General features: G+C 56.5%; 15 protein-coding genes. 2 read left to right on the top strand and 13 right to left on the bottom strand.

The window, feature by feature from the left end; translation table 11 throughout:
• Positions 1-8 precede the first annotated feature (8 nt).
• Positions 9-137 carry a hypothetical protein gene (locus tag AC1RMD_RS01030; RefSeq protein WP_492922795.1) on the top strand — a complete coding sequence of 43 codons (129 nt, stop codon included), beginning with the start codon at positions 9-11 and terminating at the stop codon, positions 135-137.
• A 25-nt stretch (positions 138-162) separates the two neighbouring features.
• On the opposite strand, the gene AC1RMD_RS01025 is transcribed toward AC1RMD_RS01030, so the two are convergent.
• Positions 163-2,328, bottom strand: a complete 2,166-nt coding sequence (locus tag AC1RMD_RS01025) for a HAMP domain-containing methyl-accepting chemotaxis protein (RefSeq protein ID WP_492922793.1) — start codon at positions 2,326-2,328, stop codon at positions 163-165.
• A 165-nt stretch (positions 2,329-2,493) separates the two neighbouring features.
• On the opposite strand from AC1RMD_RS01025, the gene AC1RMD_RS01020 reads away from it, so the two are divergent.
• Complete coding sequence (locus AC1RMD_RS01020; RefSeq protein WP_492922791.1) at positions 2,494-3,318, top strand: arylamine N-acetyltransferase family protein; 825 nt, start codon at positions 2,494-2,496, stop codon at positions 3,316-3,318.
• Between the two features lie 118 nt (positions 3,319-3,436).
• Here AC1RMD_RS01020 and AC1RMD_RS01015 read toward each other — a convergent pair whose 3' ends face one another.
• The 12 genes from AC1RMD_RS01015 to AC1RMD_RS00960 form a co-directional block, all read right to left on the bottom strand.
• The gene (locus AC1RMD_RS01015) at positions 3,437-4,789 is read right to left on the bottom strand and encodes a TolC family protein (RefSeq protein ID WP_492922789.1); all 1,353 of its coding nucleotides are present in this window, start codon (positions 4,787-4,789) and stop codon (positions 3,437-3,439) included.
• Between the two features lie 11 nt (positions 4,790-4,800).
• On the bottom strand, positions 4,801-6,729 hold the full coding sequence (locus tag AC1RMD_RS01010; protein ID WP_492922787.1) for an ATP-binding cassette domain-containing protein: 1,929 nt from the start codon (positions 6,727-6,729) through the stop codon (positions 4,801-4,803).
• 2 nt (positions 6,730-6,731) lie between these two features.
• Positions 6,732-7,841 carry an efflux RND transporter periplasmic adaptor subunit gene (locus AC1RMD_RS01005; RefSeq protein ID WP_492922785.1) on the bottom strand — a complete coding sequence of 370 codons (1,110 nt, stop codon included), beginning with the start codon at positions 7,839-7,841 and terminating at the stop codon, positions 6,732-6,734.
• A gap of 144 nt (positions 7,842-7,985) precedes the next feature.
• Entirely contained in the window at positions 7,986-8,660 is a 675-nt protein-coding gene (locus tag AC1RMD_RS01000) for a hypothetical protein (protein ID WP_492922783.1), read from the bottom strand.
• The gene (locus tag AC1RMD_RS00995; protein WP_492922781.1) at positions 8,647-9,897 is read right to left on the bottom strand and encodes a glycosyltransferase family 4 protein; all 1,251 of its coding nucleotides are present in this window, start codon (positions 9,895-9,897) and stop codon (positions 8,647-8,649) included. The genes AC1RMD_RS01000 and AC1RMD_RS00995 overlap by 14 nt, the downstream gene beginning before the upstream one ends.
• A gap of 9 nt (positions 9,898-9,906) precedes the next feature.
• Entirely contained in the window at positions 9,907-11,439 is a 1,533-nt protein-coding gene (locus AC1RMD_RS00990) for an alpha-amylase family glycosyl hydrolase (RefSeq protein WP_492922779.1), read from the bottom strand.
• A 13-nt stretch (positions 11,440-11,452) separates the two neighbouring features.
• Positions 11,453-13,135, bottom strand: coding sequence for a protein adenylyltransferase SelO family protein (locus AC1RMD_RS00985; RefSeq protein WP_492922777.1), 1,683 nt, complete (start codon positions 13,133-13,135; stop codon positions 11,453-11,455).
• The gene (locus AC1RMD_RS00980; RefSeq protein WP_492922775.1) at positions 13,125-14,087 is read right to left on the bottom strand and encodes a toxin-activating lysine-acyltransferase; all 963 of its coding nucleotides are present in this window, start codon (positions 14,085-14,087) and stop codon (positions 13,125-13,127) included. Before AC1RMD_RS00980 ends, AC1RMD_RS00985 begins: the two co-directional genes overlap by 11 nt.
• A complete protein-coding gene (locus AC1RMD_RS00975) occupies positions 14,077-16,224 on the bottom strand; it encodes a peptidase domain-containing ABC transporter (RefSeq protein WP_492922773.1) in 2,148 nt (715 codons plus the stop codon). Before AC1RMD_RS00975 ends, AC1RMD_RS00980 begins: the two co-directional genes overlap by 11 nt.
• A 104-nt stretch (positions 16,225-16,328) precedes the next feature.
• Complete coding sequence (locus AC1RMD_RS00970; protein ID WP_492922771.1) at positions 16,329-16,571, bottom strand: hypothetical protein; 243 nt, start codon at positions 16,569-16,571, stop codon at positions 16,329-16,331.
• A 320-nt stretch (positions 16,572-16,891) separates the two neighbouring features.
• The gene (locus AC1RMD_RS00965) at positions 16,892-18,076 is read right to left on the bottom strand and encodes a radical SAM protein (RefSeq protein ID WP_492922769.1); all 1,185 of its coding nucleotides are present in this window, start codon (positions 18,074-18,076) and stop codon (positions 16,892-16,894) included.
• 593 nt (positions 18,077-18,669) lie between these two features.
• Positions 18,670-23,040, bottom strand: coding sequence for a molybdopterin cofactor-binding domain-containing protein (locus tag AC1RMD_RS00960; protein ID WP_492922767.1), 4,371 nt, complete (start codon positions 23,038-23,040; stop codon positions 18,670-18,672).
• Positions 23,041-23,298 lie beyond the last annotated feature (258 nt).

The raw sequence follows: 23,298 nt of genomic DNA, 5'->3' as shown, positions 1-23,298 counted from the left end.
CGTTTTCAATGGCCGTGCGCCGGCGCTGCCATGCCAACACGGCCAACCCGGCGCCCAGCGGCAAGCCGGTGGCGGGTTGCGGCGCGGCGCTGACCGACCAGCGCGGCGTGTCGCCTATCAGGCCGGCGCAGGTATAGGGCGGGGTGGCCTGGCCGGTGATGCCTAGAACTTGGCGAACTTGCTCTCGTCGATTTCCTGCACGCTGCTGGACATGGTGTGGCGGTTCTGCGTCGGGCCCGGCCGTTGAGCGCCGCGCGCCGGCGGCGGCCGGCGGCCCTTGGCGGGCGCGCCGGCGCGGCCGCCACCTTCCAGCTTGAAGAAGGCCATCGCCGTTTGCAGCTGCTCGGCCTGGCCGCTCATTTCCTCGGCCGTGGCCGCCAGCTGTTCCGAGCTGGAGGCGTTCTGCTGGGTGGTCTGGCTCAGCTGGCCCACCGCGCTGTTGATCTGGCCCACGCCGGCCGACTGCTCCTCCGACGCGGCGGTGATTTCCTGCACCAGGTCCGAGGTCTTGCGGATGTTCGGCACCATCTGGTCGAGCAGGCGGCCGGCCTTCTCGGCCAGGTCGACGCTGCTGGTGGCGACCTGTTCGATCTCCTGCGCCGCCAACTGGCTGCGTTCGGCCAGCTTGCGCACCTCGGCGGCGACCACCGCGAAGCCCTTGCCGTGATCGCCGGCGCGCGCCGCCTCGATCGCCGCGTTCAGCGCCAGCAGATTGGTCTGGTAGGCGATGTCGTCGATGATCTGGATCTTCTTGGCGATCTGCTGCATCGCCGCCACGGTCGAGCGCACCGCGTCGCCGCCTTCGACCGCTTCCTTGGCGGCCTGGCTGGCCATGCCGTCGGTGATGCGGGCGTTCTCGGTGTTGGCCGAGATCGACGCCGTCATCTGCTCGATCGAGGCGCTGGTTTGCTCGGCGCCGGCGGCTTGCTCGCTGGCCGCCTGCGACAAGGTCTGCGCGGTCGCGCTGATTTGCTCGGAAGCGCTGGCCAGGGCCTCGGCGCTGCCGTTGACCTCGGTGACCACCTGGCCCAGCTTGTAGACGGTGTTGTTGCAGAACTCCTTCAGTTGGCCGAAGGAGCCCTCGTAGTCCTTGTCGATGCCGGTGCTGAGGTCGCCCTCGGACATGGCGCCCATCACCCGCACCACGTCGTCGATGCTGGCGCCGGTGGTGCTGACCAGGTTGTTCAATCCTTCGCCCATTTCTTTCTGGAAGCCTTGCAGTCCGGCCAGGTCGACGCGGTCGTTGAAGTTGCCGTGGTTGGCCGCCTCGACCACGCGGCGCTGGCCTTCGATCACTTGCTGGAGCTTGGCGATCATCTGGTTGGCGTAATCCTTCAGCTCGCCGAACGCGCCTTCATAGGGTTTCTCGATGCTCTTCGACAGGTCGCCGGCGGACAGCGCGCCCATCACCCGCACCACGTCGTCGATGCTGGCGCCGGTGGTTTGCATCAGCGCGTTCAGGCCGTCGGCCATGTCCTTCTGGAAGCCCTGCAGATCGGTGGCGCTGATGCGCATGGCGAAATTGCCGCGATTGGCCGCCTCCACCATGTTGCGCTGGCTTTCTATCATTTCGCGCAGCTTGACGATCATGTGCTTCATCGCCAGCAGCAGCTGGCCGGTCTCGTCGTTCGACTTGACCTGGATGTCCAGGTTGAGGTCGCCGCGCGCCAAGGTTTCGGCGGCCGTCACCGCCTGGCTGATCGGCCGGGTGATGCTGAGCGTGATGTAGATCCCGGCGGCGATGGTCAGCACCACGATCACCGCCAGCGTTTCGATCACCTTGGTCTGGGCGGCGGCGCTGACCTCGCTCATGACCTGGTCGGAATGCTTGAGGGTGGCCTCGGTCTTCTCGCGCAGGCTGGCGAGGGCGGCGCTGATCGGCTTGTCGGCGCCGGCCACCGCCTTGTCGAGCTCATTCGGATTGTCGGTCTTGGCGCGCAGCGCGACCAGCACCGCCATGTCCTTGCGGTAGGCGGTGGCGCCGTCGCGCAACTTGCTCAGCAGCTTGTCTTCGTCGGGCGTCAGGAAACCGGTGGCCTTGTAGTCGTCCAGCGTGCGGTCGACATCGGCCATGTCGGCTTCGAACTTCTTGTCGTAGTCGCCGCCGCGCAGGATGTAGTTCTTGAAATGGTGGATGCCGGCGCCCAAGGCGTTGGCGCCGCGGTTGATCGCGCCGCGCTTGGCCAGCGCATCCTCCTTGATGGTCTTCCACTGCTCGTTCATGGCGGAGGTCTCGTGGATGGCGATCCAGCCCAGCGCCACCGACAGCATAGTGAGCAGAAAAAATGCCAATCCTAAACGCGTGCCAACCTTTAAATTGGAAAACATTTACGCCTCCTCAGGGATTTGCGTTGCGCCAATAAGTGCAAGCTTGATACTACCTCCGTTTGACTTGCATTTGATATAGCGCCAGCAGGATCTGTGGGAATTGTGAAACGCCACAGCACTGTTATGATGATGGTTCTTTCGCTAACATTTCAAACAGGCGGGACCATGGAACTACTGGACGCATATTGCGCGCGCATCGGCTACACGGGCCCGCGCAGCCCCACGCTGGACACGCTGCGCGCCTTGCAGCAGCTGCACCCGGCCGTCATCCCTTTCGAGGCCATCGATGTGCTGCTGGAGCGGCCGGTGTTGCTGGCGCCGGAGGCGGTGGACGCCAAGTTGCTGCGGGCCGGGCGCGGCGGCTACTGCTTCGAGCAGAACAGCCTGTTCCAGCGCGTGCTGTGCGCGCTGGGCTACCAGGTCGAGCCCCTGATCGCCCAGGTGCAATGGATGGCCGGCCCCGAGGCGCGGCAGCGGCCGCGCACCCACATGGTGTTGCGGGTGACGGTCGACGGCCAGCCCTGGCTGTGCGACGTCGGCTTCGGCAGCTGCGTGTTGACGGCGCCGATCCGCTTCGACCTGGCCACGCCGCAAGCCACGCCGCACGAGCGCTTCCGCCTCACGCCGCAGGGCAACGAGCACCTGCTGGAAGCGCTGCTGGGCGACGACTGGATGCCGGTCTACCTGATCTCGCCGGCGCCCTGCCGCGACGGCGATTATGTGATGGCGAACTACTACTCGTCGACCTACCCGCAATCGCATTTCCGCCACGACCTGATCGTGGCGCGCAGCACGCCCGAGGCGCGCCACGCGCTGCTGCGCAACCGGCTGACGATACGCCGCGCGGACGGCGGCGGCGAGCGCCGCTTCCTGAACGCCGAGCAGATCGAGCAGGCGCTGGCCGAGGTGTTCCTGCTGCCGGTGACGCCGGACTGGCGACCCGTGATCGAACGCGCGGCGGCCGCGCTCTGGGACGAACAGGCCGGCTAGCGATCGTCCACTGGCCCGCGCTGAGCAGGTCGTTTTGCTCGGCACAACGACCTGCTACAACATCCCACTGACACGATTAATTAACCCAGTGTTGCGCTTGGTATTTGAAACCGCCCACTCAAACTGGACCACCTAACGCTCTTAAAGTATCCAGATAATTGAGCCAGTCCCTCAGTTCCAGATCGAGTTCGCTGATCTGGGTTTCTCGTAAATCTCTTTCCGCGCGTCTTACATTTTCGAGCGTTTCATATCCTACAGCATGCCTGACCGTGGCATCTTGAAGAACTTTTTGCGCTGCATTTTTACGAAGTTGGAGTCCGCCAAATTCCGCATCAATTTGTTTGGCTTCTGAGAAATAAATTTCAGTTTCCGCAATCGCGGAAAAAATGGTTTCCTTGAACCGCAAAAACGCAACCATGGCGTCAATTTTTGCCAGCTCGGAGGTTAGCCGGCTTCGCTCGGGAGAAAAATACGGGAGCGATAACGAGCCCGCGATAAATGAAATTGGATTTGCAAAAATACGCTTGACTATTGCCGCTCCGGTAGAGAGGCCCGCAGAGAGCTGTAAATCCGGGTAGCCGCTCCGTTGCGCTATTTTTTCCTGAACCAGGGCCGCGTCAAGTTGAAGGCGAGCAGCCATTACGTCGGGACGCCTATCGAGAACCAATGCTGGCGCCGAAATGCGCAATGTCGGCGATCGCGGCAAGGATAGATCGGAAGCTGAAAGACTGGAGCGAGATTCCGAACTACCCAGCAATATTTTCAATTGCTGACGCGCGTTTTCAAGCTGAACACCGATTGAGTGTATCTGCAACTGAATGTTCTCTTCCGCATATACCATGCTCTCGCGCTCGCTCGCACGCGCTTTCCCTGCCGCGTACCTGGATTCAAATGCGCGTAAGTCGGCCGCCGCGGCAGCCAGGTTTTCTTGCAAAAGCCGGGTTTTGCTAACGGCGGAATTTTGGATCCAATACTGCCCAGCAATCTCCGTGGATAACCACCACTTTATCTGGGACAAATTGGCGTTCGCCAGTTGTGTGTTTATTTCGTCCAGCTGGCGTGTGCGCTGCTGGTTTCCCCATAAGTCGGGAGCATAAGCCAGGGAAAGGCCTGCGCCGGCATTTGTCGTTCTGGCGTCTAAACGTGATCCGGTTGACCTCATAGAAAGAGACGATTGCGCAAGGGGGGCTTGTAATTGAATATCCATCTTGCCCTGCAAGATAGACCGCTGCAGCGTCAACCTTGCGCGCTCAACGGTGTAATTGCTATCCAATCCGGTCGTGATCAGTTTTTTAAGTTGCTCATCACTTATAGTTTGCCACCAGATTGAATCGTTGGTTGATGCTTCATTTAGTTGAGCATTCTCCCATTGCTGTGGCATCTGGACCGTTAATCGGGTCGGTTTATCGACATTAGCGCATCCAACAGCAGCAATGACGGCGGCGACAAAGCTCATGCGGCGTAACAGCATTGACAAGTCCTTTATTCGGTAGACAGCGCGTTCACAGGGCTGAGGCCTGAAGCGAGCCTTGCTGGCAGCCATCCAAAAATAACCCCGGTAGAAAAGCAAATTAATCCTGAGACGCCAACCGAAAGCACACTGAGTGAGGGATGAAGCTGATCAGACAAACCGCTAATCATTGCACAAACAATCGCCGCAAAAAGGAGACCTGCAAGGGTTCCCATCAAGCAAATAGTTACGGATTCGATCAGAAACTGCAGCACGATGTCCGCCGCTGTGGCGCCCACAGCCTTTCTTATACCAATTTCCTTTGTTCGCTCCACTACCGAAACAAGCATAATATTCATTACTCCGATGCCACCCACAAGTAATGAGATTGCAGCTATGCCGCCCAGCGCGGCGGAGGCGATGACGGCGATCTGAGAAAAACTTGCCCAGCTGGCGGCAGTATTAATTATGAAAAAATCCTTGACTCCATGAGACCTTAGCAACAGGTCCTGTATATTTTTTTCGGCAAGTAGGGGATCAAATTTTGGATCCAGCGATACCGTCATCCCGTCGAAGTGACTAATGCCCAGCAATTTGTTTTGGACCGTGGTGTATGGCGCATAAATCCTGTTATTTTGCAGGCCGGTTGTTTTGGATTTGACAGTGCCGATGATAACCAAAGGAACATCGCCAACGAGCACGACTTGTCCTAAGGGATCGGTGTGTCCGAATAGAAAATCCTGCGTGCCAACTTCAATCAGCGCGACATTGGCTGCAGCGCTAACGTCATGGTAAGAAATATCTCGTCCGAGCTCCACTTTCGAATCCGAACGCGCTATTCCTTGGACGTCCAGGCCTTCTACCCTCGCTTGAACGTCGTGTTGACGGTATCTGATACGTCGTTCTGTATCCACCGTTGGCGTGACTGAGCGAATAAACGGCAGCGACGAAAGCGCCTGAAGATCCCTCGCTGTGATGGATTGTATCGCCGCAGCCTGTGGGTCGTTCCAGTCCTTTCCTTTGCTCACTCGGAGAGAATTCGTGAACAGCTCTCCGGCATTTTGTGCGATGGAGTCTTGCGCCGCCTGTGACACCGCGATACTTATCGCGACTGCGGCGGTACCAATAAAAACACCCAAGGCAGTCAGGTAACTGCGCAAGCGGTGGCTCAGTATTGAACGTAGCGAGAGTAAGAAAAACTGAAGTAAATAGTTTTGAAAGACCCGTGGTTGAACGGCTTGGCTGATGGGAGCATGAGCCTTGACTTCAGGCTGGTTGACCTTGCCGGAGTCCCGAACAATTCTTCCATCCTGAACTTCGACTATGCGGGTTGCGGCAGAAGCGATATCAGGGTTGTGCGTTACCATGACGACCGTGTGGCCCGCGCGGTTCAAGTCCGTTAATATTGCTAGGACGGCTTGTCCGTTGGTGGTGTCCAGTGCCCCCGTCGGCTCGTCCGCAAATATGACGCGCGCATCGTTCATCAGCGCGCGGGCCACTGCAACCCGTTGCTGTTGCCCCCCCGATATCTGAGAGGGAAAACTCAGGTGCTTATGCGCTACATCCAAACCTTGAAGCAGCCGGCTAGCTTTTGCCTTACGTTCGCGAGCGGGCATGCCATCGTACAGCGCCGGCAGCGCGACATTTTCTATCGCGGTCAGTTCCGGTATCAGGTGATAGCGCTGAAAGATAAAACCCAACAGTCGACGACGTATAAGCGCCAGGTGATTCGGCGTGGCGAGCGCGGTGTCGACTCCGTCCAGGAAATATTGGCCGCCTGATGGGCTGTCCAAACAGCCTAAAATATTCAGCAACGTCGACTTGCCGCTACCCGAAGCACCAATTATTGCCACAAATTCCCCTTCGTCAATCGACAAAGAGATTTCGTGTAATGCGATCGCGTCTTCGTGCTCGTCGGCGCCATATTGCTTAGTTACCTTGCGCAACTCCAATAAAGCCATCGCTAATGACCTTTCCGTGTTGCGAAAGTCATCACCTTGTCACCGACTTGCACGCCTTGTGTTATTTCAACGTTTATCCCATCATCGATACCGATGCCGACCTCTTTTATGTGAACGGTCTTGCGGTCGTCGAGTAAGGTGACCGCGTAACGATCCTTGGCAACCCTATCGCCGAGGGCGGCCCATGGCAGGATCAGAACGTTTTTACGCTCAGCCATCACGAAAGCCACATTGACCGTCATCTCAGGCCACAGCTCATGGTTCGCGTTAGCCACCTCAAACAATGCGTTGTAGAATAAGGCGCCGTTGACCCGGTCCGGGGAGGGCTGAAGGGTTTCGAGCGTGCTCGCGACCTTCAAGTCCGGCTTGCCCAAGGTGTTATACATCACCGGTTGCCCGATTTTCAAACTCGCCACATCGGCCTCTGGCACCTTGGCGCGGATCGTCATCCGTTCCAGCTGCGCCAGCGTCAATACCGTCGGTACTTGCTGTACGGCGTTAACGGTTTGTCCGGGTTGCACTGATATATTGATCACCCGGCCATCCATCGGAGCGACGATGCGGGTGTAAGCCAATCTGGCGTTGGACGAGTCGATTACCGCCTTGGTTTGTTTTACCTGCGCGCGCAATCCTTTCAGCTCGGCGTGTGATTTTCTCAATTGATCTTTCGCGCGCTCAAGGTCATCCCCGGTCGTGGCATCCGCCGCCATCATCAGTTTCTGCTTTTTTAGCTCGCGTTCAGCCGCGGACACTTCCACTTCCTTTACCGTCAGCCCTGCCTCCTGTTGCTCCAGAAGGGCTAATTCTTGCTGAAGTTCATTCTGGGCCAAAGTGGGGTCAATTTCCGCGAGCAATTGCCCGCGTCTGACTGATTGTCCTAACTCCACGTAGAGATTCCGAATTTGCCCTGATACTTGGGCGCCGACGTCGACCTTTTTGACAGGAACCGCAACGCCAGACGCACGAACTAATTTATTTATATTTCCTCGGGTCACCATCACCGCTTGGAGTTCCGAACTATCAGAGGGTTTTGATTTGAAAAACAGTAACGCTACCCCTACGGATAAAACCCCGCCAGCAAGCAAGCACCATAAAAATATCTTATTGTTCAATCGAATCAAAATAAAACCTTCATCATAGAGCGGCCGGTGCCGGAAACTTCACGAAAACATATCTTCGGCGTGGAAATTCTGCGCGAAAAAATAGTCATGGTTAGATATTGCAACGATCAAGGCGTAAAAAATGTGACCATGTATTTAGAACTTTCCCCAGTCTTGCGACGAGGAAGGGCAGGTAATTTTCACCCCACCTCCCCCTGTGCCGGCCGGCGAATTTACGGCGCCGGTCATAAAACATTTTGCCTTGCCGCCTTGGGTAAACCGGTAATATACCGTGCCATCCGGTAACTCCATGCGCGAGCGCGATTCGTATCTCGAACGATCTATAAACGCATCCTCTACCGCTTGCGCAAATCGTGAAAATCTAGGAATCATTTTGTCGTCGAGAGGGACCGGTTTTCCATTGCGCAATTCCAAATCGATTTTGCCGGCAATCTTTATCGAGGAGGCAACGATATCCGTCGTTCCTGCTGTTTGATCGGTTTGCTGTAGGTCAGGCGGCGCAACCCCGTGGATACCGTTGTCGGAGCTCAAGGAGGAGGCGGGTTGAACTATCACGGAGGATTTATTTAAAAGTCGAGGCGAAATCTTGGCTTTTATAGAAGTGAATATGAACGGTTTTATTACATTTTTGCCCGCGATTTTACGTTCGGCAGGGAATAGAATCACCTCGGTGCGGTGCCCGGCCGCCTGGCGGACGGGCCATTTGTAAATTTTAGTCCCATAGGAAAAAAATAAAAAATGAACTGAAAACACGAATACTATCGACCAGAAATGTACATGCATACGAGAAGTATGGTTAGCCAACAACATGTACAGTCTCCTCAAGGGACGTGAGGTTAGCTGGGAGCACAGACAAAAGAGGAGTTAATTTCCCACACATTAACTTTCCATAGATATTGAAGAGTACATCGGCTGTTCTGTCCCATGAAATCTCTGATAACTCGGCCAGAGAGTTCTTGATAAGATGCTCCCTCCATTCCGGGTCACTAATTATTGCACGCACCGCGGCAGCAAACGCACTTGGACTATTCTCAACCTTCACCAAGCTCGGCATGACCTCGCACACCCCGGCCTCACGATTGATAACAACAGGGATACCGGCCTGTACTGCTTCCAATGCCACGATGCCAAACGGTTCGTGAACGGAGGGAACGATCAGAATATCCAGCCTGTCAAGCCAAACAAACACGTTTTCGGGAGGTAAAAATCCATCAAATGAGAAACAATCCCGTAACTTATGAGCGCGAACCAGCGATTGGACGGCAATAAGCAGATCCCCGGAGCCCGCCATATGATACCGTCCCTTGATACCACAGCGCTGTAAATGGGCTGCCATTTCGACAAAAATCTTCGGCCCCTTCTGTGCGGTAATCCTACCGAGAAACCCTATAACGGTGGCATCGCTTGGGGCAACGCCTGTTTCTGAAGGCACATCCGACTGTCTCCGCTTGACACCGTTATACACCACATCGATTTTCGCCAAACTTATCCCGTGGAGTAGAGCTATCCGCGACTTCGTTGCATTGCTGACCGTAAGCACGTAGTCTGATGCTCCCAGACCGTCTGCTTCGATCATGGTGATAGCAGCATCAGGGTGCAACGGCGAGCGATCCTGTTCCAAGGAATGCACGTGAAACAGTAGTGGACATTTTAACACCCGCTTTGCGGCGATGGCGGCCGTAATTGTCAGCCAGTCATGGGCGTGAATAAGATCAAAGTTCTCGCGCCGCACGATCATCATTACCGTTCTCTGGTAATCATTCAACAAGGCTCGCATCGCCGCATCCTGCCCGGAGTAACTACCGGAGACCGCCGCATCGAGGGGAGCACACGGTGTTCCAGGCACGTTATGTATCGCCAGAAATTCCTGTACTCCGACTATTTCGACACCTGGATAGTCGCGGCACCCACAGCGGCTGGGGAGCACAAATGTAATGCTGCACCTCGCGCCGGCAGGCAAATGGTCAAGAAAACCGTCGCAAGCCACGCCTAAGCCTCCAGTGATCAAGGGGGGCAGCTCCCAACCTAACATCAGTATTCTCATCATCTCGCCTCCTTATCCTTTCTCGATCAAAAGGAAGTCGGCTGGCGGTATTTCGACGCATCCATGAGTCACAATAAATATTTCCCCGGAAACATGATTCCTGAGTAATTGACCTTCCGTGAAAAATTGATCGACTTCGACCAAAATGGCGGTCTTGACTCCGATTGCAATAAGTACGATGTCTTCGCCAGGCATATGACGGCGTACAAAAATGAATGGGGACGACGAAATAGTAAAATGCGATCCCTTGGCAATCGCAATATGCTTGGCCCGAAAAGTTCCCAAGAGCTGCCAGTCGCGTAAATTTCTATTATCCATAGTATTCCAGTTCATGATCGAGCGGTTTTCCTGACTGACATCGCCGGCACATTTCGTTCCCGGTGGACGTCCGCTCTCATCCCCATAGAAAATCTCCACGCCCCCGGGCGCCAACATCAGGGCTATTGCTCCTTCTTTTATCTTTTTCCTGTCAAATAGGAATGTATCCTGGGATGAAATATAAGAAATCGGCATGCCGCCCTGCCTTCCCGACAACGCCGTGGCATATTCCGCATAGAGAGACGGGAGTGGCTTGCCGTTTCCGAGATCAGTTTGAAAGTCAAAATTTAACAATGCGTCAAATCCAAAGTCGTAGTATTCACTGCGAGAAATTCCTTGTCCCCAGACCTCACCGAGCATCCAAAATTTTCCATTGCGCGCGTAGCTGTCATTTCGTGAACGGTATTTTTCCTCGGAAACGACGCGTAGTTCAACCCAGGCATCCAATTCGACATGTTTAACTGAATCGCAACGGAAACCATCTACTTCGCACCGGACTATCCAATCCGTAATCCAGCTAATTAGATAGCCCCTTACGGAAGTAGTGGGCAAGTCGACCGCGCGGGTATCCGGCTTAGCCTTCAAGAAGGGCGGTATCGACACGAATTCGTGACACTCGGTTTTAAAGTCCGGCAACCCACTTAGCAGCATCGTTTGCTCATCGCTGCCGCCTGGATCGTGGCCCGGCAGGTTCGCTCTTATCCACTGCGGCCCCCACCACTGGCTGAAATTTGGGCTTGCATAGTCAATATGCTGGAAGCGCGCGGCTATTTCAGCGGTTTGCCAACCGTCCAACAGGACGTCGACTCCCGACGCAGCCAGTGCCTCAGGTTCTTCATACCCGGGGTGATTTAAGACGATGTCCATCAGCAAAGCGATTCCGCGCGCATGGCAACGACGGGACAGCTCGAGGAGATCAGATTCCGGGCCCAGCCTCGGCTCGGCAATTGTGAAATCGTGCGCATAATATCCGTGATACCCATAATGCCGGAATTGCCCTCCCGCGCCGGGAACCCATCCGAAAATTTGTTGATAGGGCGCCGAAATCAGGATGGCGTTCACTCCAAGGTCATTGAAGTATCCTGCATCTAGTTTTGCCGCGACGCCGGCGAAATTTCCGCCAAAGAATTGCCCCGTTTTGTGCTCGCATACCGATTCATCAAATGCCTGGCAAAAAAATCTGTCAACTATGAGGTGATAAATAATGGGATTATCTAAAAAATTCATTGTCGAGGTCGTTCTAGATGCAAAGGCGAATCGCGCTGGCGCCAGCCAGAAGCCCTGGCATAACTTCGCTGCCGCGTACGCTCACAGGGACGCGTCTGCGCTGACCATCCGTGCCCGGCGCTGAATCCTCGTCGATCGCGAACAATGACTGACTTTGACGACATTGAAACAGCGCCCAATTTGCTGATCCGTAGGCGAAGCCCCTCGGGACACCCTCCATTTCTTCTCTCGAGTCGCGCCGGTTCTCCACGACAGCTTTCGCGATAAAGTCTTTCACTAAATCAAGCACGAAGCGCGGATCGGCGTCTCGCTCCAGCGCGTCAAAAATGCTCGCCTTGAAGTGGTGCCGATAAAGTTTTGTCCGCGCTTCCGTCCGCAATACAGACACTCTTAGACGTTCCCTCATCGCCCCAGGCGCGGATAGCATCGACATCGCGCCCATGGTGGTTTGCAGCGTTTTGGCAAATGCAGCAAGATGTTGTGGCGGATCGGGTAGCCAAACCTTGTGAATATCGTACTCTTCTATACGTTCAGGTATTTTTTCGATGAACGACAGACGGTCGCGTTGATAATGGCTACGCAGCCGTAGGTAGGCAGTTTTCAGCTCGGGGAAATATTTGCTTTCGCATAGACTTGCCGCTTCGCGTGATGTCAATCCGGCTGTACGAAGGAGTTCACGCATTTCCGTCAGATAGTAGCGATCTTCTATGAGACGCTGGAGGCGCATTATTTGTCTATCACTGTCAAAGCCAGGGGACAAATATCTGGCGACGTAGCGCGCATGCACAACTAACGCTTGGGTGATCGTGAGCAGCTCTTCTCCTGCGCTAGGTCGGCCGTACATGGTGTTAATGTTAGCGAGAGAGGGAAGGGCCGTCATGCCACCAAAATCCAGAAGTTTGCCATCCAAGGCAATATTGGACGTCGAATTCGCTCCATGGCTAAGTCGATGGACGAAGCCATAAGCCAGTTGTTCTGCCCAACGACTCCAGAATCGGATGAAATGTTGCTGCAATTTTGCGGCGCCAATTTTTTCAGACGCCACTTCAAACATTCGGCTTACTCTGTTGCTATCGTCCGCGCCTTCTTTCGGATTATTGCTCAAGAAAAATGGCGCTCGTTCGAAATGGGCCGGACGTAAAAAAGGCTGCCTTACCAGCAAACATTTTCGTTCACGCTTGGGGCCATTATCCGTATTCCAGACGACCGACTCGCCCGTATCAATGATTGCAATGATCCCGACCGAGCCAAAAGGAAATTCTGCGTCGACGATTTCAGACATGATCGTTTCTCTCACGCATTCCTCGAGGTATGCCCCGCCGGAAGAGTGCGCCGCATCGGTTTTTCTGCCCACCAGCGGTGTACGGCCCACCCCCTTGATATGGTAGCCGTTTAAAAACAGCGCGCGTCCACTTCCGCCGTTATAGCCTATCCCACTACCTCCGTAGCGGTCCGATATTCCTTCAACTAAATCTGGCCGCGACAAATCCTCCACGCCGGCCACCGTATAAGCGCACTTACTAAGAATATGGGCGGAAAACGCAGAAGGATCAGTGAAATTTTCTGGAAACGACGGGTCACGCGCACTCAAACGTTCGTTAACCCATAGTATTCTTGCGCTCGGGAGAGGGCGTAGAAGAATAGATTGATGTCCGGTGTCCGCAGAAAAGTAATGAGGTACGTTATCAATAATCATTAGAATATTTATCAATTCCGGTTGAGATTTCCAGGTATCGCAATGCCGAGCGGTTTATCGCTTTATGTCTGGCATGCTGCCGATCAGCAGCTGAGCAAACAAGATATTTCTCTTCAGGATAAAGATCAGCAACAAAATCAGTCACAAGATTTTCATGCCCGGGCGAGGCGATTGCATCGCAAACACACAAAGTTCGCCCGAACGTCCATTCGTCGAGTGCGCGGGTGCCGGCATTGCGATACCAGTCCTCTTGGTCGTCAGTCACCCAGGCCCATGTAACAAAACCAATCACTCCGCCATGCTCATCGTAAAAAATCTTTGCTTGATCAAGCGTCATCGGGTGATGAATGCGATTGATAATATTGTCAGTCAAAGCATTTTTACAAAGAGGCTGTAATCGTAAAAATTGGGCCGCCGCTCCGAGCGACAACGCTTCCTCCGCAAAGAGTTTGATCGCGTGCTTGACGTTACTTCCCTCCATCGTCAAAAAAAAGGGGAGTTGTTCGACATGATCAGAAGTAATATCAGAGGTTCGACGAAGATATACGGTTCTTTGTTGCTTATATTTTTGAATTTTGTTGAAGCTCACCAAAGTGTCCTGGGAGACAGAAAAATTTTTGCGTAGAAAAAATAACGCATTCAAAGAAAATCGTCGGTCGACGCCAAAATCATGTACGGTTAATCTCTGCGAACTCGACGCCGCGCTAAAGTCCGAACGTGTGCTCAGGTGTCCGGCGAATTCACCCAGTGCGCTAAAAAAGACGTCCACATCCCACCCGAAGTTACCCGCGAGTTGATCGTGAATATCTACAAAAGATTGGCCACCCTTGGATTTGTCTTTCAGGAGGATGGCACCAAGTTTCATGGAGACCAATTCGGACCTGCTGCTTTTTATGCCGACGACTCTGAGCAGGTCCTGGAGAAAATACATTTTTTTATCGTTATATTTCATTCAACACTTCCTTTGCCGTATTGCTTTCACGGACCAAATCAACGCTGCTATTTTGTACGGAATAAACCTTGGTTCCATATCGCCTTACTTCAGGGCGGTGGGCGCACATGACGATGGTAATGCCCATGTTCCGCAAATTACTCAAGATGCGCGCCTCTCCCGGCACGTCCAAGCTCGATGTGGCTTCGTCCAAAATGAGAATTTTTGGTTGTGATAACAGCGCCCGAGATAGCAATAGCCGCTGGCGTTGGCCGCCCGACAGGCCGCTATGACCCTCGCCTACATAGGTGTCGAGCCGCATAGGTAGCGAAAGCACAAAACTCTTCAAATCGGCCTGGTCCAAGGCCTTCCAAATTTCCTCGTCATTAATCTGCCGACGGAAAACCGAAACATTATTCCGTATGCTTCCGCTGATCAAACGATCAGATTGCATTACCACCCCGACGCTTGAAGAATTTTGATTTGCCGGTTGCCCGTCCAGCGTGACGATGCCAGCGCTGGGCACCAGCAGGCCGCACATTAGTCTCGCTAAAGTGGTTTTTCCTGATCCTGATGGACCTACCAGGATTATGGTTTCGCCGGACGAAATACTAAGATTGACATTGCGCAATATATCCGCCTCAAGGGCGCCGTAGCGGAAACTCACATCGTTAACTTCGACAGCACCGCCCTGCAGTTTCTTCGGCATCTCATATGTATGAGCGTTACTTGAAATGAGCTCACTTAACTCTGCACGCTGGGGTTCGAGCGTACAATATTGTTGGTATAAATGGAAAATCGATTTCAGGGACTGGGCGAAGTGGTCCTTGTATGCGCCGACTGCCACGAACACGCCCAGCGAGAATGCCTCTTTCTGCATAAAATATGCGGCAAAACAAACAAAAACCACCTGTTCTACGCCCTTGATGGAAGCGGTAACCGCATCTCGCAGTCCGCTAATTGCGGTGTTTCCTTGGGTAGCGTCAGCCGTCTGCCTGGATATTTTGCGAAACTGCGTGCGCACGGACCACAAACTGCCGAATCGCGCAAGCATCGGTAATTGCGCCACTACTTCGCCCATAAAAGCTCGTTGTTTTTGATGCGCGTTCATTAGCCGCGCGGAGGACAGGGTTAACGCATTATTGAATTGCCAATCAAGAAATACTGACGTCAACATGGAAATTATGCCTGGAAGTATTAGCCATGGTGATATAAAAAATAAAGCGGCGATCCCGACGGCCAGCGTCAGCAATAACCCAATTCCATGAGTAAATAATCCTGAAATATAATGTGCCTGATCGACCGCAAGCATGACTTGATTATAGCCATGCCCATTTGCGCGTTGATCGAACCACGTGCTCGGCTTGTCCGCCAGTCGATCAAAAAGCATGCTGGACACCCGCAGTCCCACCCGGCGCTGCAGCTTTCCATTAAATATGGCCACGAGAATAGACGAGAAATTCGAAGTCAAGGTGATGGCTAAAAACCCGATCGCAACAGCTGCGCCAAAAGAAGTCGCGACAGCCGGCGCGATGGCATCCACTGATTGCTGACTGATGAGGGGGATACTCAAAATCGCCGTTTGTGCGATTGCGATCAGCGCGAGCAGCTGTCCTCCCAGCCTTGATCGTAAGGTGGACAGCGAGCTGACAAATATTTGGGATTGGAAAAATGATGAGGGTGCTCGCATTCGAGCACTGGCTGCCGGGAATACAGCCGGGTCTACCGCATCAATTGAAATACCCAAGCCGTTGGTAGAGGCACTTAGCCTTCTAAGGGATACCTTCGCCCATCCTTTTTCGGGATAAAACGCCTCGAACTGCTCGTTGTCACGCTTGAGCAAGGTAATGTAGTGTCCTTCGCCTAATAAAACGATGCCAGGAACAGGAAAGGAGTCAGCACGCCGGTGGTCGAAGCCGACGGCGGTAGCATGCACACCGCAAGCAGCAAGACAGTTTCGCAATTGCCTTAGGGTTAGTCCTCGGCTGGTTTCCCCTGCCACTTTTTTGACTTGCTCGACTGTCGCCATGACATTGTTGGCCCTTAGGATCGCGACCACGCAGACATACCCGCAATCCGACATTCCGTGCTGCAAGCTAACGACCGGCCGTTTTTTTTGCCGCATCCAGGCTAGCCTTGATTTCCATTTACTAAGCATTCGCGTATCCAGCCCAATTAACGCGCATAACCGAAGCGTTGACGTAACATCAACGTTTCGGTTGAATGCACTGTTCCTCGTTTAAGGGTTAGTGCTTATCCGCCTCAAATACAGTCGCGTCCGTTGGTCGAGCCGGAGCAGGAATAGTTGGAGCATGACGACGGATTATTGCTGTTGCCGCACCAAGTGTTTGAGGAACCGGGGGACGTCGTCCCGCCGCACCAGATATTGGTGCCTGCGGCCGACGCGATGTTATATTGGCTTTCCAGTGCCTGCAGCTGTGCATCGTCGAGTTCTACGCTGCCAGTCTCACTCAGTTTGATGGAATCAATGTCAAAATATTTCATGTCTTCTCCGAAATGGTTATGTGCCTTTGGATTAGAAAGCACAGTCGATTTACTGCAATGCTCCCGTTAACCGGGAACACGGTGCCAGCGCGTAGGATGATAGATCCGAGCCATCCGCGCACTCGAGAACTGAACAGTACGTTTGTTCATGGCATTCTTTCTTCATCTTTTTGAGCGGCACTGTAGCCTGGGAAATCTAATAACGAAATTTAAGCTAGGAATGGGATGATTTCATTGCATCAATAAAATACGGCTCCAATTAGCTTGATAGACTCAGATCAGCAGCGCCCGCCGATGAATAGTTCAAAAATTTATCGAATCTAATTCACACTACTTACTATCGGAATGATCTTTCCTGCCCGGGGAGATTCCAAGTTGAGCTGTGCCATATCCACCATTGGGCAACCACATTCGCTACCGGATAGCGTGGAGAGTCCCCTCATCCAAGGCAACAGTTTTTTATTGTCAATTTCAATTGTGCCGTCAGGTTTTATATATCCCAAGTCATTACGCTCGTCATTAAAGGCAACGGTACATTTTCCAATTCTTCCATTTGAGCGGATGAGTAGCGAGTTAGGTTTTGCCGCATAACAAATATACGGTTCATCGCCACTAATTTCTTCCGAACGGCGGCTGCCGGCGGATTCTCCTGCTGTTTTTGCGAACTTGCTATCCACGCCTAGGCCGAAGTTTCCGATCGGCTTGAGCAGCGTCGGTTCGGCATTCACTTGCGTTGCTGCAAGCGCTTGGTGATATTCGCTGCGGAGCATAGCTTCGATCCCGACCAACTCCTCGATCGAAACCGGGTCTGCTACTGTTTTCCCACCATCGCCGCCCATGTCGCGCAAATGCTGAAAATCTAGCCGAAAACGCGAGTCGCCCTGGAATTGCGTCGCAAATTCGCGCATTAATATCTTCAAGTTATCGTGATTATCGCGACGGACGTGAATTCGTACACAGACTTCAAACCGCTGGTGCAGGCTATGCATATCCAAGAGATTTTTCCAAATGACGCCAAATGTACCCTGTCCATCCGCTCTGCGTCGCAGCACATCGTGGGTATTTTCCCAGCCGTCAAGAGTGATTTGAAAAAAATTATGATTAATGCTTAACAATTCGCGTGCCAACTCAATATCCAAGTTGTACGCATTTGTCGTCATGTTGCCCATGAACTTCACGCCGTATTCCTCACACAGCTTATGGGCATGGTGGCCAATTCGCAGAATAACTTCCTTTGCCAGAAGTGGTTCTCCACCAAACCAGGAAAGGTTTAATACATCCAACTCCGGCGTTCGACGATCAATGAACTTTTCTATGGCGGCTTGTAATTCGTCGGACATCCGACCTAGTTCAAAATCCTCATAGCAGTAGGTGCACCGGAAATTACACTTTTCCGTCGGCAAAAGAATTAGTTCTTGCACTCGGGAAGTGATGGCATGCGCGATCTGTCTGCGTGAAAAACCGTTGGGGAGGATGTTTTCTTCCAGTTGTACTGTCTCGCTCATGGATATCCTTATAATAGTTAGCCGACCAATCGACATTTTCGGCAATGCAACACTGGCGTAGCGCTATCAAGGCCAGCGATCCATAAGAATTTTGCGTGAAATAATGCGACGAGAATATATCGAATTGTCACAAAGAGATATTTTTTTTCACAACCTTAGCTGAAGCTACATACTTCCTGTTGCGCCATGGTCTGAAGTGTTTCGTATTGGAATTTACCTCGCCCGACCACCGTGACCAGCCAGTCCGGGATCTGGTGCTCTGCAGCAGGTCTGGGGGGAGGGCGCCTGGCGAGACGTGTCTCCGCAAACGAAAGGTCACCTCTGGAAACCTGGCTCGCCGCAGCTTCCTGCAATTTCTAGGTTTAAACCTCGGCTACAAGCAGCTGCGCAAAATAGTCGTCACCATCGCCGCCGTAGCCTACACGACGGTGTTCGAGCCGCTCCTCGATCGCAGCAACACCAGTCGCGATGTCCATGCCGATCGCGGCTGCCGCGCCGCAGAGCGGGAAGCACACTAACGCAAGCCGGCTGGCGCGCCCTCATCCAGCGTAAAGGCCATGCTGTTCAAGGCGCGCGCGGGGGGAGACCAAGAATCAGAGCGCGCGCAAATCGGCCGTATCGACCAGGCAGGCCGCGCGCACCCGCTGCACCGTGGCCGGCGACTCCAGCTGGAACCACTCGTGGTGGCCGCGGTCCTGGCGCGCCGCCAGCACGGCGCGCTTGATCGCGAAGAACGCCGCCACCGCCAGCGTCATCGGCGGTTCGCCCACTTCCTTGGCCGACAGGATGTCGCCCTGGTCCGGCGGCGCGTTCGGCGCCAGCTCGCGCGGGAACATCATGATGTTCATCTGCAGCGGGATCGACTGCGCTGCCGGCGGTTTGTACTCCCAGGTGTTGGTGGTGTACAGCGCGCCCGGCGCCGGCCGCGTGGCGCTGGGCTCGGTGCTGGAATCGGCCGGCTGGTAGCTCAGCTCCTCGCTGGTCACATAGCCCAGGCCCTGCACGAAGCCGCCTTCCACCTGGCCGACGTCGATCGCCGGATTGAGGCACTTGCCGCCGTCGTACACCACGTCCGCGCGCAGGATGGTGGTCTCGCCGGTCAGCACGTCGAGCTCGACCTCGATGCAGGCCGCGCTGTAGGTGTAGCCGGTGAAGTAGTCGACCTCCTCCCTGGCCTCCTTGCCGTCCACCATCTTGAATTCCAGGTTGCCGTCGGGATGGGTGCCGCCGTCGATCGCCACCCGCGCCTGCGCCGACAGGTTGAGCCGCTCGTTGAAGGCGTTGCCGACGATGACGGCCCACATCGACATGGTCCTGCCGTTGTGGACCACCTCGGTGCGCCAGCCGTCCTTGTAGTCCCAGAAGTTGATCTGGTTGGCGACGCACCACTCGCTGCCGTTGGCGGTCAGCAGGCTCAGGCAATAGGCCTCGAGCCGGCCGCGCAGTTCGCCGCAGGCCTGCTGCGCCGCCAGGCCGTTGAACGAAGTGCCGGTGGAGGCGCCGGTGCTCTCCGGATTGGGCACCACGGCGGTGTCGTTTTCCGCCACCCGTATCATGCCGATCGGGACGTTGAGCGCGTACGCCACCACCTGCGCAATCTTGGTGTTCAGGCCCTGGCCCATCTCGATGCCGCCGTGCCGCACCAGCACCGTGCCGTCCTGCGAGTACACCTCGATCAGCGCGCCGCCCTGTTCCAGCAGCGCCAGGTTGAAGCCCGAGCCGTATTTCACCGGCAGCACCGAGATGCCGCGCTTGCGCCAGCGGTTGGCGGCGTTGAACCGCTCCACCGCCGCCGCGCGCCGGGTGAAGTCGGCCTTTTCCAGCGTGTAGTCCCACACTTCGCGCATGTAGCACGATTCCAGCGGTTCGGCATACGGCGTGACCTGGCCCTGCACGTACAGGTTGCGCGCGCGCACCTGCTCCGGCGTCAGGCCGACGCTGTGCGCGGCCGCCTCGATCGCGTCCTCGACGATGATGGCGCCCTGGATCATGCCCACCGTGCGCATCGAGGTGCTGGTGGTCTTGTCGGTGCGGCAGACGTCGGTGGTGCAGGACCAGTTCGGAATGAAATAGGCCGAGTCGCTGCGCAGCGCCATGCAGTCGCTGATGACGAAGCTGCAATCGTAGGTGCGGCCGCCGTCGAGCCAGTAGTCGACCTGGAAGCCGAACAGCTTGCCGTGCGTGAGCGGGTTGCTGGCGTCGCCGATGGCGACGTTGTAGTTGCCCAGCGCCGGGTGGCGGTGGCCGAACATGGCGGTGTCGACCTGGCGCAGCGCGGCCATGCGCAGCGGCCGGTTCAGCTTCCACGCGCCGACCGCGGCGATGGTGCTGGCGAAGGCCGACTGCCCGCACTTGCCGCCGTAGCCGCCGCCGATGCGGCGCACCCGCACGTCGACCTTGTTGAGCGGCAGTTGCAGCACGCTGGCGACCGCGCCCTGCACCACGTTGGCGTCCTGGGTCGAGGCGTAGACGCGTATCTGGCGGTCTTCCACCGGCTCGACGTAGCTCGACTGCGTCTCCATGTAGAAGTGGATCTGGCTGCCCACCTTCTGCTGGCTGGCGGTGCGGGTGCAGCTGACGGCGCCGTAGATGTCGCTGGCGATCGTCACCCGGTAGTCGACCACCGGCCGCTTCAGGTCCGGCTGCTCGGGCGTGCGCGGCGCCACCCAGTCCAGGCTGGTGCCGGCGCGGGTGATCTTCCAGATGTGCGAATACCACGGCGCGCCGGCCGGCTGGTCCAGGTAGACCAGCTGGTTGCGCGCGGCGTCGGTGTCCGGCAGCTCGATCTGCGGGCGTTCGGCGCTGAACCGGCAGAAATGCTGTTGCAGATAGAACGCCGCTTCCTGCGCCAGCTGTTCGTCGCGCGCCACCACCATGCCGATGCACTGGCCGTAGCCGGTCAGGATCAGCGGCGCGCGCGGGTCGTAGCCGGCGGGCAGCGCGCCTTTCGGACAGGCGCCGACCGCCACGCTGATGGCGAAGATGGGATCGTCCATCGCCATGCCGTCGATCACCGCGCCGGGCACGTCGATGGCGGTGATGTAGTCCTTCACGCCCGGATACACCGCTTGCAGCGCCGCCAGCACCTCGGCCGGCGAGGCGCGGCCTTCGATGCCGGGCACCTGGTAGACGCAGCTGCCCAGCGCGACCTGGCTTTGCACCGGCGCGCCGTTCATGCCGGTCGGCGGCATCGGGATGTCGTGGATGTACTGGGCCTCGCCGGTGGCTTGCAGCATGGCTTCGATTTTGACGTAGGGCACGTGCACCGGGAACTGGTCGGTGTAGGTGACGTAGGCCTGCGTGCCGGTCGACACCGGCCGCTCGCCGCGTTCGCCGGCCGAGCGCAGCGCCGGCGGCACCGGCAGGCCGCGCCATTCGCAGACGGCGATGAAGAATTTGTACAGATACGACTCGGCCAGCTGGCGCTTGTAGGTGGCACTGTAGCCCTCGTCGGGCAGCTGCGCGTAGTGGGCGGCGTGGCGGTCGGTCAGCGCGTCCAGCTCCTGGCGCAGCACCGGCATCGCCTGGGCCAGCGCGGCGGCGTCCCAGCGCTGGCCGCGCAACGCCTGCTCGGTGTGCGGCATGCGGGTGGCGGTGGGCGACATGCCGCCGAACACCAAGGTGATGTCGGCCACGCGTTGCCGGGCGTCGAGCTGGACCCGCATGCCGCCGTTGACGATGGCGTGGGCGTTGACCTCGCGCTGCGCGGTCTTGTAGGTTTGCGCGTATTCGTCGGCGCCGGTCAGGCGCAACTGGTAGGACAGCAGCACGCAGCCGTCGGCGTGCTGGCGCCAGTAGGCGGGCAGGTCCAGTAACGCCAGGGTTTTCGGCTCGGCCTGGTCGGGCGCGGCCACCGACACCGTCGCGCCCAGCGCGGCCAGCGCCGTGTACAGGTCGGAAGGGAAGGGCACGCCCTGGTCGGCGTGCGTGACCACCAGCATGGTGTTGCCGGCCAGGGTGGCGGCGTTGCGGACGATGCCGCCGGCGGTGCGGCCGGCCATATAGGCCAGCGCCTGCAGACCGGCGTTGGGCGCCTGCTCGTTGGCGGCGTCGAGGAAGTCCAGCAGCCTGGCGTACAGCAGGCCGCCGCCCAGGCGCAACTGGCCGTCCGCCAGGCTCAGCACGTGCAGCTCCGGCAGGTGCGAGATGTCGATGAACACATGCGGATTTTCCACCGTGCGCGGGTAGATGCCGATCGAGGTGTTGCCGCCGACCAGGCGCAGTTCGGCGCGGTCGTGGTAGTCGCGCATCAGGCCGATGGCGCCGGACACCGTCAGCGGCCGGAACCACCGATAGCCGTTGGCCGCGTAGTGCAGCGGGCGCGGCGGCTTGCGCAGCTCGGCGGGGAAGGCGATCTGCACCGGCGCGACCTGGCCCACCTGCTCGGCCGGGTCGACTTCGCACGTCATGCTGCCGGCCTCGTCGACCTTGGGGTCCCAGTCGGAGGCGAAGGTTTTCTTGAAGCCGTACAGGATGGGACGGTAGCCGGTGCAACGGCAGATGTTGCCGTCGAACATGGCCTCGATCTCCCGTTTGGTGCCCGGCTTGGGGCCGCGCTGGGCCACGGCGGCCGTCATGTTCATCACCCAGCCGGGGGTGCAGTAGCCGCACTGGGTGCCGTTGTTGCAGGCCAGCCCGTCCTGCACGGTGCTGATGCAGCCGGACTTGACGCTGCCCGTGCCTTCCACCGTGGTCACCAGCATGCCGTCCAGCGAGGCCACCGGCCGCAGGCAGGAGTTCACCGAGCGGTGTTCGACCTGCTGACTGTCCTCGTTCCAGCTCGACAGCATGACGGTGCAGGCGCCGCACCCGCCCTGCTTGCAGCCTATCTTGGTGCCGGTCAGGCCGACGTCGGGCGAGCGCAGGTAGTCGGCCAGCAGCACGGTCGGATCGACCGTGGGCAGCTGGATCCGCTCGCCGTTGAGATAGAACAGCAGGTCGGACGTTGGGGCGGCAGTGGACATCTAGGGCTCCTGTGGCGTGGGTGGTGGGGGGCCGGCGTGGCAAATTCGATACAGCGAAAAATCGCACATGGCGCACGGGGAGAATACTGGTTTTGCGATGGGCGGCCAACTTAATTTTGCGCACTTTTTGCCCGCAGAAAACTCACCAATTAACACCGACCAGGCTTTTCCCTGATTGACATCGCAGAATTCGCGGTGCTATAGTGAATTTAACAAGTGGAAGCGTTTCCACCCACGTAAGAACCACAGACGGACGGG

It is taken from the genome of Duganella sp. GW822-FHT06D06 (assembly GCF_058799615.1).
This window is presented reverse-complemented; position numbering and strand designations above follow the sequence as displayed.

Bases quoted from the DNA above. Each gene is read 5' to 3' on its own strand.
- AC1RMD_RS01030 (WP_492922795.1), top strand. From the start codon at position 9: ATGGCCGTGCGCCGGCGCTGCCATGCCAACACGGCCAACCCGGCGCCC.
- AC1RMD_RS01025 (WP_492922793.1), bottom strand. From the start codon at position 2,328: ATGTTTTCCAATTTAAAGGTTGGCACGCGTTTAGGATTGGCATTTTTT.
- AC1RMD_RS01020 (WP_492922791.1), top strand. From the start codon at position 2,494: ATGGAACTACTGGACGCATATTGCGCGCGCATCGGCTACACGGGCCCG.
- AC1RMD_RS01015 (WP_492922789.1), bottom strand. From the start codon at position 4,789: ATGCTGTTACGCCGCATGAGCTTTGTCGCCGCCGTCATTGCTGCTGTT.
- AC1RMD_RS01010 (WP_492922787.1), bottom strand. From the start codon at position 6,729: ATGGCTTTATTGGAGTTGCGCAAGGTAACTAAGCAATATGGCGCCGAC.
- AC1RMD_RS01000 (WP_492922783.1), bottom strand. From the start codon at position 8,660: ATGTTGTTGGCTAACCATACTTCTCGTATGCATGTACATTTCTGGTCG.
- AC1RMD_RS00995 (WP_492922781.1), bottom strand. From the start codon at position 9,897: ATGATGAGAATACTGATGTTAGGTTGGGAGCTGCCCCCCTTGATCACT.
- AC1RMD_RS00990 (WP_492922779.1), bottom strand. From the start codon at position 11,439: ATGAATTTTTTAGATAATCCCATTATTTATCACCTCATAGTTGACAGA.
- AC1RMD_RS00985 (WP_492922777.1), bottom strand. From the start codon at position 13,135: ATGATTATTGATAACGTACCTCATTACTTTTCTGCGGACACCGGACAT.
- AC1RMD_RS00980 (WP_492922775.1), bottom strand. From the start codon at position 14,087: ATGAAATATAACGATAAAAAAATGTATTTTCTCCAGGACCTGCTCAGA.
- AC1RMD_RS00975 (WP_492922773.1), bottom strand. From the start codon at position 16,224: ATGCTTAGTAAATGGAAATCAAGGCTAGCCTGGATGCGGCAAAAAAAA.
- AC1RMD_RS00970 (WP_492922771.1), bottom strand. From the start codon at position 16,571: ATGAAATATTTTGACATTGATTCCATCAAACTGAGTGAGACTGGCAGC.
- AC1RMD_RS00965 (WP_492922769.1), bottom strand. From the start codon at position 18,076: ATGAGCGAGACAGTACAACTGGAAGAAAACATCCTCCCCAACGGTTTT.
- AC1RMD_RS00960 (WP_492922767.1), bottom strand. From the start codon at position 23,040: ATGTCCACTGCCGCCCCAACGTCCGACCTGCTGTTCTATCTCAACGGC.